General features: G+C 71.2%; 14 protein-coding genes. 5 read left to right on the forward strand and 9 right to left on the reverse strand.

Annotation, left to right across the window (positions count from 1 at the left end; all coding sequences use genetic code 11):
• Positions 1-211: 211 nt before the first annotated feature.
• From OG714_RS05895 to OG714_RS05905, 3 genes are all read right to left on the reverse strand, one after another.
• Positions 212-868: a peptidoglycan-binding protein gene (locus OG714_RS05895; protein ID WP_406119028.1), complete on the reverse strand. Its 657-nt coding sequence runs from the start codon at positions 866-868 to the stop codon at positions 212-214.
• A gap of 86 nt (positions 869-954) precedes the next feature.
• Positions 955-1,797 (reverse strand): hypothetical protein, encoded by an 843-nt coding sequence (locus OG714_RS05900; RefSeq protein WP_406119030.1) that lies wholly within the window; start codon positions 1,795-1,797, stop codon positions 955-957.
• Between the two features lie 71 nt (positions 1,798-1,868).
• A complete protein-coding gene (locus OG714_RS05905) occupies positions 1,869-2,990 on the reverse strand; it encodes a substrate-binding domain-containing protein (protein ID WP_406119031.1) in 1,122 nt (373 codons plus the stop codon).
• A 186-nt stretch (positions 2,991-3,176) separates the two neighbouring features.
• On the opposite strand from OG714_RS05905, the gene OG714_RS05910 reads away from it, so the two are divergent.
• The 3 genes from OG714_RS05910 to OG714_RS05920 all read left to right on the forward strand — a co-directional run bounded on the left by OG714_RS05910 (position 3,177) and on the right by OG714_RS05920 (position 7,406).
• On the forward strand, positions 3,177-3,848 hold the full coding sequence (locus OG714_RS05910; RefSeq protein ID WP_406131727.1) for a TetR family transcriptional regulator: 672 nt from the start codon (positions 3,177-3,179) through the stop codon (positions 3,846-3,848).
• A 150-nt stretch (positions 3,849-3,998) separates the two neighbouring features.
• On the forward strand, positions 3,999-4,412 hold the full coding sequence (locus OG714_RS05915) for a Zn-ribbon domain-containing OB-fold protein (protein WP_406119033.1): 414 nt from the start codon (positions 3,999-4,001) through the stop codon (positions 4,410-4,412).
• 207 nt (positions 4,413-4,619) lie between these two features.
• Positions 4,620-7,406 carry an alpha/beta hydrolase family protein gene (locus OG714_RS05920; RefSeq protein WP_406119034.1) on the forward strand — a complete coding sequence of 929 codons (2,787 nt, stop codon included), beginning with the start codon at positions 4,620-4,622 and terminating at the stop codon, positions 7,404-7,406.
• A 100-nt stretch (positions 7,407-7,506) separates the two neighbouring features.
• Here OG714_RS05920 and OG714_RS05925 read toward each other — a convergent pair whose 3' ends face one another.
• The 4 genes from OG714_RS05925 to OG714_RS05940 form a co-directional block, all read right to left on the reverse strand.
• Positions 7,507-7,977 carry a DUF1003 domain-containing protein gene (locus OG714_RS05925; RefSeq protein WP_406119036.1) on the reverse strand — a complete coding sequence of 157 codons (471 nt, stop codon included), beginning with the start codon at positions 7,975-7,977 and terminating at the stop codon, positions 7,507-7,509.
• A gap of 37 nt (positions 7,978-8,014) precedes the next feature.
• Positions 8,015-8,401, reverse strand: coding sequence for a PPOX class F420-dependent oxidoreductase (locus OG714_RS05930; protein ID WP_406119037.1), 387 nt, complete (start codon positions 8,399-8,401; stop codon positions 8,015-8,017).
• 10 nt (positions 8,402-8,411) lie between these two features.
• On the reverse strand, positions 8,412-9,170 hold the full coding sequence (locus OG714_RS05935; protein WP_406119039.1) for a type 1 glutamine amidotransferase domain-containing protein: 759 nt from the start codon (positions 9,168-9,170) through the stop codon (positions 8,412-8,414).
• Positions 9,171-9,291: 121 nt separating this feature from the next.
• Entirely contained in the window at positions 9,292-10,470 is a 1,179-nt protein-coding gene (locus tag OG714_RS05940) for a MalY/PatB family protein (protein ID WP_406119041.1), read from the reverse strand.
• A gap of 25 nt (positions 10,471-10,495) precedes the next feature.
• Here OG714_RS05940 and OG714_RS05945 point away from each other — a divergent pair, with 25 nt between their 5' ends.
• Positions 10,496-11,503 (forward strand): hypothetical protein, encoded by a 1,008-nt coding sequence (locus tag OG714_RS05945; RefSeq protein ID WP_406119042.1) that lies wholly within the window; start codon positions 10,496-10,498, stop codon positions 11,501-11,503.
• A 141-nt stretch (positions 11,504-11,644) separates the two neighbouring features.
• Positions 11,645-13,015: a S1 family peptidase gene (locus OG714_RS05950; RefSeq protein ID WP_406119043.1), complete on the forward strand. Its 1,371-nt coding sequence runs from the start codon at positions 11,645-11,647 to the stop codon at positions 13,013-13,015.
• 185 nt (positions 13,016-13,200) lie between these two features.
• Here OG714_RS05950 and OG714_RS05955 read toward each other — a convergent pair whose 3' ends face one another.
• Both OG714_RS05955 and OG714_RS05960 read right to left on the reverse strand, forming a co-directional pair.
• Positions 13,201-13,386 carry a hypothetical protein gene (locus tag OG714_RS05955; RefSeq protein ID WP_043662304.1) on the reverse strand — a complete coding sequence of 62 codons (186 nt, stop codon included), beginning with the start codon at positions 13,384-13,386 and terminating at the stop codon, positions 13,201-13,203.
• Between the two features lie 99 nt (positions 13,387-13,485).
• Complete coding sequence (locus OG714_RS05960) at positions 13,486-14,646, reverse strand: ROK family protein (protein ID WP_406119044.1); 1,161 nt, start codon at positions 14,644-14,646, stop codon at positions 13,486-13,488.
• Positions 14,647-14,670 lie beyond the last annotated feature (24 nt).

Consider the following 14,670-nt stretch of genomic DNA (forward strand, 5'->3'; position numbering starts at 1 on the left):
CCACGACGAGGGCCAGCAGAAGGACTCCGGGCAGGATGAGACCAGGAACGCGCGAGCCGCTCATCGGCGTGGCCTTCGGTTCGGAACGGGCACGACACCGCCGTCCTGCGGCGCCGCGCTGTCCATGATGAGGCTCTACGGCCCCACCAGCACCGACTTTCCGCGGGCCTTGTCGCGTGTTCGAAACCCCGGGTGCCCGAAACCCCTGCGCCTACTGGCCGGCGTCGAGCGTCGTGCGGGACTCCAGGTCCTTGCGGGTGTCGTCGCCGTACACACCGTTCTCGTCGCCCCGGATGCCGTACCAGAGCTGGAAACGGGCGACCGCCGCGGTGAGGGTCGCGTCGTACTGGCCGCTGGTGGAGCCGTTCTCGTAGACGTTGGGGATGCGCAGGAGTCGCTGCTCCAGCTCCTTCACCTCGGGGCCGCTGTCGCCCTCGCGGAGGGTGCCGGCGCCGTCCGGGTCCGCGGTCGCGGCGGTGGCCGTGGCGGACGCCACCGGAGTGGGGGTGCTGATCGGCTGGGCCGTGCTGGCCTCTCCCTTGCCGGGCAGCAGCAGGGCACAGGCGAAGCCGACGAGGGCCGCGGCGCTCACGCCGACCACGATCGCGGCCCGGCGCAGACCGGGTCCGAAGGGACCGGTGGCGGTGGGCAGCGGGTGCAACTCGCCGAGTACGGGCGGCAGTTCCTGTGTCTCGGCCTCGGAGCCGAAGAACGACCGGGGCACCGGCACGGACTCGAAGACGGAGGAGTCCCGGCGGGTCTCCCGCAGCAGCTCCGCGAGGTTTTCGGAGCGGCGGCGGCGCAGGACCCGGGAGGGTTCGAGGACCGGGCCGCCGGACGACGATCCCGGTTCGGGCGGTGTAGACACACTGCTCTCCTTCCGTTCCGCGCGCGCGGATGTCCGCCATCCCATGGAGAGATACGCGCGTACGGCCGCCGGAGTTCAGCTCGGCCTCACGCTCGCACGAACCGGTGCAGTGACTCCTTCAGCGCGGCGACGAAGGCGTCCCGCCGGGTGTCGTCGAGCGCCTCCAGGGAGAGGTACGGGTTCAGGTCCTCCAGCTCGACCAGGAGCAGCCGGCCGTCCGGGGCGCGGCAGGCGTCGACGCGCTGGATGCCGTGGTCGATGCCGTTCCAGTCGATGAACCGTTGCGCGAACTCCAGGTCCGCTGGGGCGGGTTCGTAGGGTTCCAGCTGCCAGCGCTTCCCGGTGTCCGGGGCGTAGAGGGCGTACTGGAAGTCGTGGTCGACGAAGTAGAAGGACACCTCGTACGAGAAGTCGACGCACGGCTGGATCAGGACGCTCCCGTCGGCCGGCGCGGGCAGGCGGTCGGCCGGGACGATCTCCAGGCCTATGGAGTCGGCGCCGAGTTTGGGCTTGACCACATAGCGGTCGGTGCGCGGCAGCCGGTCCAGGTCCTCGACGCGGTCGACGGTCGGGATGACGGGGAACCCGGCGGTGCTCAGGTCGAGGAGGTACTGCTTGCCCGCCATGTCCGCCCGGCCCGACAGCTGGTTGTAGACCCGGGCACCGGTGCGGAGCGCGCGCTCGCGGAACGCGTCGTACTCCGCCTGGTAACCGAGGACGGGACCGCTGTTGCGGACGACGACCGCGTCGAAGCCGTCCATCAGCGCGGCCGCGTCCAGTGGATGACACAGGGCCAGGTCGAAGTCCTCGCGCAGCCGGGAGGTCAGGTCGATGTCCTCGTCGCAGTAGCGGCGCCCGCGTGCGGGGTAGGCCAGGTCGGTGACGTACAGGACGCGGGGGCGAGGGCGGGTGAGAGGTGTGGAGGGCATGCCGGTTCTCCTTGGTCGAGAGCGTTCACCGAGAGCGTTCGCGCGGAATGATCAAAACGGTCGGCCCGTGTTCAGCGGGCGAGCGCTTTTCCTCCGCAGGACGAACGGATCCTCAACTCGGGGAGGAGTTCGACGTGTTGACGCGGGGTCGGCCGGCGCCCGCCGCCGCGCTCGGCGAGCCGTTGCAGGAGGAGTTTCGCGGCCGTCTCCCCCACCGCCCGCTTCGGCGGGGCCACGGCGGTGAGCGGGACGTCGGCGAGCGGGGCGACCTCGTCGTCGTAGGCGATGAGCGCCAGGTCGTCCGGGACGCGGATGCCGCGGGCCTGGAGTCGGGGCACGAGCACGATCGCGTCCTCGTCGCTGTGCACGAGGGCGGCGGTGACTCCGCGCTCGCGTACCGCGTCGACCAAGTAGTCCACGCTCGACTCGTAGTCGCCGTGTTCGCGGACGGACGGGGCACCCCGGGCGTCGTCGAGACCGAGGGAGCGTACGGCCGACTCGTAGCCCGCGAGGATCTGCGCGGCGTGCGAGCTGTCCTGGAGCACCGCGGTGATCCCGCGGTGGCCGAGGGCGGCGAAGTGACCGACGGCGACCGCGGCCCCGTGGGCGCGGTCGGTGCGCACCCGGTCCAGGGCGGCCGCGGGGTTGCCGGGCGGGGCGGAGCGTTCGACCAGGACGGTGGGCACGTCCCGGTCGAGGAGCCACCGTTCCTGGCCGCCGACGGGCACACCGCCCGGCCAACTGGGCGCGACGAGCAGTCCCTCGGCGCCGCCCGCGACGAGGTGCGCGGCCTGGACGGCGTCCTCCGTGTCGACGTATCCGGAGACTCCGAGCACCAGTCGGCCGCCCTGCGCTCCCACGGCCTCGCGGGCGCCGCGCACTATGCCGGCGAAGATCGAGGCGGTGGTCGGCACGATCATTCCGATCACGATGCCCTCGGCGGACGCGGCGGGTCCGGTGGACATGGCGGACTCCTGTCGCGCCCGCGGCCCGACGGTGTTCTCGCCGCCCGGCCACACCACCGCGCCGTGCAGCCGGTGCACCCGGCCCTGGCCGGCCAGCGCCTCCACGTCCCGTCTCAAGGTGACGGCGGAGACGCCGAGTTCGGCCGCTAGGTCGGCGACCCGCAGGCTGCCGCGCTCCCGGACGAGTTCGAGCACCCGCTCATGGCGCTGGTCGACGTGCGGTCGCATGGGTCCCCCTGAAGGTGAAACTGGTCGCGGTCACTCTATGCCGCGGATCGTTTCGATCGTTTTGATCACCTCGGTCGCTCCAGGTCTTCAGGTCTTCCAGGGGACTCAGTTCCCCGCATGGAGCGCACTGAGTGCCATCCGTGCCTGCCTGGTGCTACGTTCCCGTCCATGAGCTCCAAGCCGCCCATGCGGGACGCCCTGGTGGCGGCCGCGTTCCAGCTGTTCCTGGAGCGGGGCTACGAACAGACCACCATCGACGACATCGTGGCGCTGGCCGGGGTCGGACGGCGGTCGTTCTTCCGCTACTTCCCCTCCAAGGAGGACGTGGTCTTCCCCGACCACGAGCGCTGCCTCGCCGACATGACGGCCTTCCTCTCCACCTCCGGCGACGAGCACGAGCCCGTGCGGCGGGTCTGCGACGCGGCCCGGCTCGTCCTGCGCATGTACAACGAGAACCCGACGTTCTCCGTGCAGCGTTACCGCCTCACCAAGAAGGTGCCGGGGCTGCGCGCGTACGAGCTGTCGGTGGTGTGGCGCTACGAGCGCGCCCTCGCCGACTATCTGCGCGGGCGCTTCGCCGGGCGGCGCGACGGCACCCTGCAGGCCGACGTGATCGCGGCCGCCGTGGTCGCGGCGCACAACAACGCCCTGCGTTCCTGGCTGCGTTCGGACGGGCAGCGCGACGCGGGTGCGGAGGTGGACCACGCCCTGGGGTACGTGCAGTCCGCCTTCGGGCACCCTCCGGACCTGCCCGTCGTCCAACAGGGGCCCGAGGACGTCGTCGTGGTCGTCTCCCGGCGCGGGGCCCCGCTGTGGCGCGTCGTCCAGGAGATAGAGACCGTGCTCGGGCGGGGCTGAATCAGAACAGTCAAGGGTACGCAGTGTCTTTACGCTTGGCACTGAGTGCCATACGCTGTGGTCGTGCACGGTGGCACGGCGAGCCGCGCACATGCGTGCCCGGCTCGGCCGCGCGCGCGGGATTCCGGCCGAGCGCAGGGAGTTGACAGCGTGTACCACCACTCAGGATTCGCGACCCGTCCGGCAGTCGGCTCCCCGGCGGGCGTGCTCGATCCGCCCAGCGCGGACGGAGACACGATCCTCTTCCAGCGCTGCACCTGGTGCGGCACCGCCATGTACCACCGGCTGTTGTGCCCGGTCTGTCAGGGCGGCGACCTGCGTACGGAGCGCAGCGAGGGCACCGGCACGGTCCGCCACTCCACGGTCGTGCACCGCAACACCCCCGCCGCCCGCAATGTGTCGCTCATAGAGATGGCCGAGGGTTTTGTCGTGCGCGGCCGGGTCATCGGCCCGCCCATCGGCATCCACAGCGGCGACCGCGTCCGGCTGTCCACGGCGAAGGACCCGGTGCGCGGCGAGCCCGTCTTTCAACTCCTCGACGAGCCGTACCGCGCCTGGCGCTGACCGCCTTCGACCGACCCAGCGGGCACCGGTCGGCGGACGGTGCCTGAACGGCCGTACCGCGAAGCCGAGTTCAGGCCCGGCCCGACGAAGATCGGCCGAATCCTCCTCCACAGGCAACCCACAGGCTCCGCTTCTCGTCCTCCGGGGCGCGAGAGGCTCCCGTGATCCACGGGGCGCCTGAGCCTGGGGTTCGAGGAGGAGAACACATTGTTCCGTGCCCGGCGAATATGGGTCACGGCCGCGGCGGTGCTCGCGGTGGCGGGAGGGATGTCCGGGTCGGCGCAGGCGGCGCCACCGTCGGACACCGGACCGTTCACGGCGACGGCGGCGGTCAACGACGGTACTCTCCCGCCGGGTTGGCGGATCACGGGGAAGGGTTCCGCGCAGCAGTTGGTCTGGCGCTCGGGCACGCGGGTGCCCATGGGGGACGCGCGCGTGGAGTTCCACGCCGGGGGCCGACTCCTCGGTGTGCCGAGACCGGCGAAGGACGGACGGACGTTCCGGCTCGGCCTGGGTGCCGTGGCGCCCAAGCAGCTGACGGACCTTCAAGTACTGGCCGCAGGGCGCCGGTTGGACGCAGCCGGTGACAACAGCAACTCCGGCAAGGGGCGTTCGGAAGTCGCCGCACAGCCCGCGGCCCCGCTCCCGGCCGGCGCGATCGATCCCGGCAAGCCGGGTACGTACCGTACGACGACAGGCGAGTACAAACTCAACTCGGTGCGTCTGCCCGGATATCCGCAACCCATCGAGATGCAGGCCGTCGTGGTCGCGCCGAAGGGCGCCACCGGCAAGCGGCCGCTCGCGCTGTTCCTGCACGGCCGTCACTACACCTGCTACAAGCCCGGCACCGAGGACATCACCGGCGACTGGCCCTGCCCCACCGGCCTCAAGTCGGTCCCGAGCTACCGGGGTTACCTGCGCGACCAGCAACTCCTCGCCTCCCAGGGCTATGTCACGGTGTCGATCTCCGCGAACGGCATCAACGCGCAGGACGCCGATGCCGAGGACGCCGGCGCACAGGCCCGTTCGTCGCTGGTCCGGCTCCACCTGGCCCACTGGGCCGACTGGTCCGCCCACCCGGATTCGGCCCCGCCCGTCGTGCGGAACGCGCCCAGGACCGACCTCTCCCGCGTCCTCCTGATCGGCCACTCGCGCGGTGGCGAGGGCGTCAACCGCGCGGCGATGGACAGCCTCTACCCGCCGCCTGCCGCCCAGGACGGCTACCACGGGCCGGTCCGCTGGAAGATCCGCGGCACCGTCCTCATCGGCCCGACGATCTTCGGCCAGAACCCGGTGGCGGACGTGCCGTCGGTGACGATCCTGCCCGGCTGCGACGGTGACGTCTCCGACCTCCAGGGCGAGGTCTACGTCGACGGCACGCGCGGGGTCAGCCGGGGCGCCGCCCTGCACAGCGCGGTCTACGTCGAGGGCGCCGACCACAACTTCTTCAACACCGAGTGGACGCCCGGCCAGGCCCAGGCGCCCGCCGAGGACGACTTCTACGACGACCCCGACCAGCGGGACGCGGTGTGCTCGCCGGGTGCCGCGACCCGGCTGACGGCCGACCAGCAGCACAAGGCCGGCTCCACCTACATCGCCACGGCCGCACGGCTGTTCATCGGCGGCGACGACCGGGCGCGCCAGCTGCTCGACGGCTCCGGCCGCCGGGCGCCCTCGGCGGACCCGGCGCGCGTCCTCACCCACGCGGTGGGCGCGAACCGTGGTGCCGGGTTCCTGCCGGACGGTCAAGTCACCGTGTCCGGCGCCAAGTTGTGCTCCGCGGTCGATCCCGACCCGGCCGTCGCCTGCCTGGGCCCCGACACCAGGGGCAGTTCCCCGCACTTCGCGTACTGGGAGACCTCGAAGGAGGCTGGCCGCCGCGCGCTCGCGCTGCGCTGGTCCGCGGCCGGTTCGAAGGTGACGGTACGCCCGAACAAGCCGGTCTCCCTCGGCGGCGCCAAGGGCCTCGCCCTGCGCGTGATCGTGCCGCCCAACAGCACCGGCACCCAGCTCGACGTGTCCGTGACCGACACCTCCGGCCACCGTGCGACCCTCGGCCGGGTCCGCGTCGACGGCCTGCCCGGCACCGAGCGCACCGCCTCCTACTGGGCCCGCGAGGTCCGCGTACCGCTGGCCGCCGCCGCCCACGCCGGGCTCGACCTGCGCCGCATCAAGTCCCTTGAGCTGACCCCGCGTTCACGCTCCGGCCAGGCCTGGCTGATGGACGCCTGGGCCTGGCGCCCCGGCACTCCGGCGGTCACCTCGGCCCCGCTTCCCCGCGTCGACATCGGCCGACTCACCGTCAAGGAAGGGAACTCGGGCGTCAGGACGTACCGCGTGCCCGTCCAGGTCTCCGGCCACGGCAGCGGCCAGGTCCGGGTCTACGTCAACAACCCAGCCACCGGCCAGAACACATCGCGGCTCGTGACGGTACGCCCCGGCGGCAACGCCATCGACGTACCGGTGAAGGTGGAGGGCAACACCCGCTTCGACTACGGCGTCCAGCACGACATCTTCGTGAAGGCGGTGCACGGCGCGGTGGTAGGCGCCCACCGGGGCGGGGTGACCACCGAGAACGACGACCCGATGCCCACGTTCACCGTCACGCCCATCGCCGACCGGGTCACCGAGGGACAGCCCCTCAAGTGGAAGGTGACGCTGTCCGCGCCCGCCGACGTGGAGCTGAACCCGGCGTTCCTCGTCCAACCGATCGTCTCGGGCGCGGAGTTGTCGACCCTGGACGTCGACCCGCAGTGGCTCAGCGAGAACTCCGGTGAGGAAGCCGCGCCGGAGCGCCCGCTGTCCAAGGTGCTGGGCCTGTTCCTCTGGACGTCCGTCCCGCCGGGGCAGCTCGGCGCGGAGATCACCGTGCCCACGATCACCGACCAGGTGACCGAACAGCCCGAGTCCGTGCGGTTCCTGGCCGTGGACGAGAACGGCGACCCGCAGAGCGGCGGACCGGAGCTGACCGGCACGGTGCTCGACGCGTCGTAGCGAAACGTCGTAGCGGAGAGTCGTAACGGAACGTCGCACGAAGTGAAGGGGCCGCAGCGCGGAAGCTGCGGCCCCTTCGTCATGGTCGTCGTGCCGGTTCTCAACTCGGCTTCTGTGTCCCGCCGTTCATCTTGGCGCGGTTCTCGGTGAGGAGTTCCTGGACACGTTGTTCGACTTCGCGGGGGTCGAGGCCCAGCGCGGCGCCGATGTGGGCGGACCAGACCTCGGAGCGGACGTTGGTCTCGAAGTCGAGGTCGGCGCGGACGTTCTCGCGGGCCGCCTGGCGGTTCTGGCTCACCATGACGAAGGTCGACAGGAAGATGGCCTCCAGGCTGACGATCATCGTGAGCAGCCCGTAGGGATACGGGTCGAAGATCCCGACCGACCCGAGGAGCCCTTCGTTGAGGGCGATCCAGACGGCGAACCACAGCGCGTGGATGTAGACGAAGAGCATGGTGCCGGCGAAGGCGGTGATCGCGTCCGCGACCCGGTCCTGGGTGCCGCGCATCCGGGCGAAGACGACGCTCTCCTGCCGCAACGGCAGGTCGGCAGGGTTCAGCGCGGGGTCCACGGGCACTCCCTGGGTTCGGTGGGCGAGGGGGTGGTCGTCAGGGGGTGAGCGTCACGCGGATGCCGATGGTGCCGTCGAGCCCGCGGCGGAGCCGGCTGCCGAGGAGCGTGATGCGCCCGGTGAGGCCGTACTTGCGGGTGATGAGCTTGCGGTAGTGGGCGGTGGTCTCGGCGTCGCAGATCTCGGCGGTGCCGGGGACCTGGTTGCCGGTCGGGTTGCCGCGCAGGTCGCAGGGGCCGACGAGGACATCGCCGCGGGCCCGGATGCGCTTCACCTTCCAGGAGTCGGCGACCGTCCAGACACCGAGGGTCTCGCCGTCGCGCACGACCCACACGGGGGTGGCGACCGGGGAGCCGTTCTTTCGGTAGCTGGTGATCAGCAGGTATTGGCTTGCGCCGAGCCGGTCCAGCGGGGTCTCGTCCATGGTCGGCAGTCTAAGCACCCGCCGGTGCCCGTAGGAGGTCGAGATACCTGCGGGTGAAAAGGTAGGCGTCGCCGGGCCAGCGCGCCGACAGGTAGGTGCCGTCCCGCACGACGAACGCGTGCGTGTCGTCGCTCGCGGTGCCGCGCCGGGTGAGTTCCTTGGGGCCGCGCTCGAACTGTGTGCCGGGGTCGTCGAGGGCTGCCCGCACCTCGTCCTCCACGTAGGCGGGGTAGGTGCGGTAGTAGCGGCCGAGGCGCCAGGCTGTGGTCAAGTAGGCAGTGCGTTCCATGTACTTGGGCAGACAGGTCGTACGGCGTCCGGCGAGCACGCTGCGGCCGGTGTCCGGGTCCTGGGTCCGGGCCAGCACGAGGACGCCGTGGCAGATCGCACCGACCGGGCGGCCCAGCGCCCAGAACACCCCTGCTTTGGCGGCCAGTTCAGGAGATCCCAGGTACTGCCGCATGCCGGGCGCGTGGCCACCGGGCAGCAGCAGTCCGTCGAAGCCGGTCACGTCCAGGTCCGTCCACGCGACGGTGGCCCCGAACTCCGGTGCGGCGGTGAGCTGTTGGTAGAACCGCTTGGGTTCGTCCTCGGCACCGAGCTGCCCGAAGAGAACGCCGGTCAGCAACCGGGGGTCGGCTACGGGCCGGGTACCGGCCCGTTCGGTGGCGAAGACGACCTCGTGCCCGGCGTCGGTGAGCAGCCGCCAGGGCACGGCGACCTCGGTGACGTCGAAGTCACGGTCGGGGACCGGCATCAGCACACGCATGGGGTCATCATGGCAGCCGGGTCGGGTGTCCATGACAGCACGGCGGCACGGCTCGCTCCGTCGCCATCGCCCCGCTCACCCCGACGTCAGCACCATGCTCACCTCAACGTCACGGCCACGCTCACCCCAGCGCCACCGCCATCCGCCGTACCGCCTCCGTGATCACCTCGGGCGACGTCGCCACATTCAGCCGTACGTGCCCAACTCCCCCTGTGCCGAAGTCGATTCCGGGGCTCAGCGCCACCCGCCCCCGCTCCAGGAAGACCCCCGCCGGATCGTCGCCGAGGCCGAGTGCGCGGCAGTCGAGCCAGGCGAGGTAGGTGGCCTCGGCCGGACGGTAGCCGATCGCGGGCAGGTGCTCGGCGAGGAGATCCGCGAGGAGGCGCCGGTTGTCGTCGAGGCCTGCCAGCAAGGCGTCCAGCCACGCCGTGCCGTCGCGCAGCGCGGCCGTGTGGGCGATGACGCCGACGTGGCTCGGGCCGTGGCCGACCTCCTCCGGGAGGCGGGCCAGGTCGGCGGCCGATGCGGGGCCCGCGACGGCGAGGGCGGCCTTGAGGCCCGCGAGGTTCCAGGCCTTCGACGACGACATCAGCGACAGCCCGCTCTCCCCGCCCGGCACACTCAGATACGGCACGAAACTCGCGCCCGCGGCGACGACCGGCGCGTGGATCTCGTCGGCCACGACCCGCACGCCGTACCGCTCGGCGAGGGCCGCGACGGACGCCAACTCGTCGGCGGTGTGCACCGTACCGGTCGGGTTGTGCGGGCTACAGAGCAGATACGCGGCCCGCCGCCCGCCCTCGGCCGCCCGCCGGAACGCGTCCTCCAGCGAGCCGAGGTCGATCCGCAGGTCCTCCCCCAGCGGCGCGTCCACCAGCTGCCGGTCCATGTGCTCCACGAACTGGAAGAACGGCGGATACACGGGCGGACTCACCACCACCGCGTCACCGGGCCCGGTCACCAGCCGGAGCATCTCGACGACGCCCAGCATGACGTCCGGCACGATCCGCGTGCGCTCGACGGCGAGCCCGCTCCAGCCCCACCGCTTCTCCGCGAACGCGGCCAGCGCCTCCGCGTAGGCCGTACCGGCGGGATAGCCGGTGTCGCCGAGCGTGAGCGCGTCGGTGACCGCGCGGACCACCGGTTCGGCGAGCGGCACGTCCATCTCGGCCACCCACACCGGCAGCACGTCCGCGGGATACGTGCGCCACTTCATGCTCGTACGACATCGCAGCCGGTCGAGGGTGAGGGCGCGCAGGGGATTCGGTTCGCCGGACGCGTCCTGCGGGATGCTGGTCATGAGCCACAAGATAGGGGGATGTGCGATGACCGGGAATCCTGAGAACGGCGCCCTCATGGAGATCGCCTGCGACGAGTCCGGCTCGGACGGCGAGAACCTCACCGGCGGGAACACGGATGTCTTCGCCCATGCGAGTGTCCGGCTGCCCGTGGAGACGGCCGCCGAGTACGTGCAGGAGATACGGCGCCGGATCCGCTCGCCCGCGGAGGAGTACAAGGCGAACCATCTGCTGCGGGACAAGCACCGGGCGGTGTTGGAGTCGTTCCTCGGGCCCTCCGGACCGCTGCGCGACGGCAACGCCCATGTGCACCTGATCGAGAAGACGTTCTTCGTCGTGGACCGCGCGGTCGACCTGCTGCTCGACGGAGACGGGGACGGCGACAGGGACGGGGACCGAGACGGCACCGAGGCCGTCACCCTGTTCCGGGAGGGGCCTCGGACGTTCGGCGAGCGCGGCTGGCGGGAGTTCCTCGCCGCGTCCAACCAGTTGCTGCGGGTCAGGAACGACGCGGCGGCGACCGTCCCCGCCGACGTCTTCTTCCGCACGGTCGGCGCCCTGCGCGACGAGCATTCCGGTACGACCGCGGGTGTGATCGTGGGGCGGCTCGCGGCGGCCCGGTCGCGCGCGGAGTCGTACCGGGAGCGGATGCGGGACTCCCCCGTGCTGTTCCCCGTCCTCAACCCCCTGCTCCCCGCGATCGTCAGCACGGCCCGGTACTGGCTCGCCGGGGGCCGGTCCGTCCGGCTGGTGCACGACCGGCAGAACATGCTCACCCCGGAACGGATCGCCTGGATCATGGAATCGGCCCCGCTGAGCGACGTACGACTCGTCGCCGCGCGGTCCGACGCGCGGGTCCAACTGGCCGACTTCCTCGCCGGTATCGCCCGCAAGCTCGCCTCCGACGAGCTGAACGGCCGCGGCGACCCCGCCCTCACCGCGCTGCTGCGCCCGTACGTCGGCACGGATTCCGTCTGGGGCGATGACGACAGCGGGCTCCGGCTGGGTACCGCCGAAGCCAACTCGGCCGTATAGACCGCTCGTTGGTCGCGCGAGCCGAAGCCGATCCTCCGTCCGGTGAACACGGGAGTGCTGGGCCACGTATGGAGGAAGGGCACTCAACGACCGGAGCGCCCCGCGGTGTCGCACCGCACGTTCGGGGTTCGGGAGCCAAGCATGAGGCACGCACGACGACGGGTCATCCGGCGAGTTACACGGTTGGCGTCCGTCGGCGGACTCCTGCTGGGAGGTGCCATGGTCACCCAGGCGGCCATGGCCAGTGATTCTTCCGGCCCGTCCGCCGCCACGCTCAGCGCGCCACAGACACCCGCGGACAAGGGTTCCGCCCTGGCGGCGAAGCTCGGTTCGGCCCGCACGGCGGGCAGTTGGGTCGATTCGGGCGGCCGTACGGTCGTCGCGGTGACCGACGCGACGACGGCGGCCGCGGTGACGAAGGCGGGCGCCGAGGCGAAGGTCGTGCGGTACAGCATGAACGAGCTGAACTCGGCCGCCACCACGCTGAGTTCGGCGCCGAAGGTGCCGGGCACCGCGTGGGCGATGGACTACCGGAACAACCGGGTACTGGTGGAGGCCGACAGCAGCGTCTCCGCCACCGCCTGGACGGCGATGACGAAGGTCGCGAAAGGCATCGGCGCCTCGGTCCAGATGCAGCGCACGCAGGGCAAGTTCACGACCCGGATCAACGGCGCGCAGCCGATCCTGTCGACCGGCGGGCGCTGTTCGGCGGGCTTCAACGTAACCGACGGGACGAACGACTTCATCCTCACGGCCGGGCACTGCGGGCCTGTCGGGTCGATCTGGTTCGCCAACAACCAGGGCGACCAGCAGTTGGGCAAGACGGTCTCCGACAACTTCCCCGGCAGTGACTTCTCGTTGGTGCAGTACGCGAGCGGTTCGGCGGGCGACGGCGCGGACGTCGTCGCGATCGGCAACGGCAGCGGGGTGACCATCACGGGCCTTGCGGACGCGGCCGTGGGTGAGAAGGTGTTCCGCAGCGGCAGCACCAGCGGGCTGCACGACGGCGAGGTGACCGCGCTCAACGCGACGGTGAACTACCCCGAGGGCACGGTCACCGGTCTCATCCAGACCACGGTGTGTGCCGAACCGGGCGACAGCGGCGGCCCGTTGTTCGCCAACGGCATCGCGCTGGGCGTGACGTCGGGCGGCAGCGGTGACTGCACGGCGGGCGGTACGACGTTCTTCCAGCCGCTGTCCAAGGCGCTGGCCGCACTCAACGTCAAGCTGCTGGTGGCGCCGAAGACGGCCGCCTCGCCCGCCCCGTCCGCCTCGGCCCCCGCCGGAGCGGCAGCCGCCGGCTCGGTGACGCCCGGGACCTCCGCGCCGGCGACGAACACCACGGCGGAGGGGTCGACGACACTGGCGGCCCGGCTCACGGACCCGAAGAACGTGGGTCCCGGTCTGCTGGTCATCGCGGGAAGCCTGATCGCGCTGGTGGCGACGCGCTGGATTCGCGCCGAGCAGGACCGCAAGGCCTTCCAGCGGCACTACTCGGCGATGTGGGGCTGATCACTCGAGAGAGTTCAGCGAGGTAGGTCGGTGAAAGACGGAGCGGCCTGGAAGACGGAAGGGTCTGGGAGACAGAAAGGCTTTCGACGGGGGTGACGGGGTCGACCGGCTGGGCCGAAGGTCACGAGGAAGAAGGCCGGGCGACGGGATCCGAACGACACCTGCGTCGGCCGGCCGGACTGCTCTCAGGCCGCCGTGGCCGACTGCGGAGCTGCGGCGGCCCACTCCATGACAAGCCGCCTGTACTCCTCGCGCTGCTGGGCGCTCAGTGTCCCGCCCGACCGGAGCCACAGGGCCCTGATCTCCTCGTTGACCTCGGCTGCCGATCGCTCGGTGGCTGATTCAACACTGGTGGACATGGTGTGAAGCATACGTCGCCGAAGGTGAAGGCGATGTGAGTAATCGCGAGCTAACCGGACATATCGGACCGTGTTACTGATCACGTCATCTGTCAAGCCCCGTAACGCAATTCACACTTCGGCCACACCCAGCACCAGCACCTGGATCGCCAACACCGCCGCGCCACGCGCCCAGTCGTGGAAGTCGGAGACCTTCGTCTCCACGTCGAGCGGGGCGGCCAGCGGATGCCGGTGGGCGCGGAGCGTGTCGTCCACGGTCTTGCCGGCCACGTCGATCAGGCCGACGCCCTCACCGGCGAGCAGGATCTTCTGCGGCAGCACGAAGTTGGCGATCTGGGCGACCAACGTGCCCAGCGCGCGGGCCGCTTCGTCGATGACGCGGGCCGCCATGGGCTCACCGGCGGCGGCGCGGGCGAGGATCTCCTCGTAGCTCAGGTCGAGTCCGGTGGCGGCCCGGATCTGGTAGCGGATGCTGGGGATGGTCAACAGCGAGACGGCGCTGCCGCGTTGACCGGCCGGGGTGATCGGGCCGTTGGGGTTCAGAATCCAGTGGCGGCCGAACCCGCGGTCCTCCTCGGCGTACGGCACCCGCTTGCCGCCGAGGACGAGGCCGTAGCCGATGCCCGCGCCGATGGTGAGCACGACGAAGCGGTCGAGGCCGCGCCCGGCACCGAACCAGGTCTCGGCCTCGACGAGGGCGGCCACGTCGTTCTCGACGACGACCGGCAACCCGGTGCGCTCCTCGACGAGTTGGGCCAGCGGGACGTCGCTCCACTGCAGGAAGGGCGACTCCCCCACCACGGCACGGTCCTGGACGAGTCCGCCGACGCCGATACCGATGCCGGTGAGCGTGGGGAACCGGGTGGTGAGTTCGCCGGTCATCTCGCCCAGCAGATCGGCCACTTGGTCGGGTTCGCGGGTGGTGAGCGGCCGGTCGAGGCGGGCGACGATCTCGCTCCTGAGCGTGGTGACGACGCCGTAGACCATGTCCTCGGTGACCTTGAGGCCGAGGAACGTGCGCGACTCGGCGACCACGTCGAGGGGTTGGGAGGGGCGGCCCTGGCGGACCTCGGCCGGGCCGGAGCCGTCGGGGACCTCGATCAGCAGGCCGGATTCGATCAGCGGCTTGGTGAGGCGGGTGAGGCTGCCCGCCGACAGGTCGAGCCGGCGCGCGAGGTCGGTGCGCGACAGCGGGCCGTGGACGAGCACCTCGATCGCCACCGAGCGTTCACCGGGGCTCAGCGGCTGCCAGCTGGCGGCACGTGTGGTCATGAGGGTCACACTCCCACAGGTCTC

The sequence above is a fragment of the Streptomyces sp. NBC_00989 genome (genome assembly GCF_045162655.1).
Classification (GTDB): domain Bacteria; phylum Actinomycetota; class Actinomycetes; order Streptomycetales; family Streptomycetaceae; genus Streptomyces.